The 215-nt window shown below is 47.0% G+C and carries 1 tRNA gene; it reads right to left on the reverse strand.

The features are described 5' to 3' along the window. Positions 1 to 132: 132 nt before the first annotated feature. Positions 133 to 209, reverse strand: a tRNA-Ile gene (locus tag GTU69_RS17005). Between the last annotated feature and the right edge of the window lie 6 nt (positions 210 to 215).

A 215-nucleotide genomic window follows, 5' to 3' on the forward strand; every position in this document is an offset into this window, starting at 1 on the left:
GAGTCGAACTCCTGACCTCCTGCGTGCAAAGCAGGCGCTCTACCAACTAAGCTAAGTCCCCAGCTTATCAATAAGTCAATGTTTCTGATTTCCGTACGCTTTAATGTAATGAATTACATCGTCAGTCAGTAGTGGTGGGTCTGACAAGACTTGAACTTGTGACCCCACGCTTATCAAGCGTGTGCTCTAACCAACTGAGCTACAGACCCTCAGAT

Source organism: Acinetobacter sp. SA01 (genome assembly GCF_011319235.1).
Taxonomy (GTDB): domain Bacteria; phylum Pseudomonadota; class Gammaproteobacteria; order Pseudomonadales; family Moraxellaceae; genus Acinetobacter.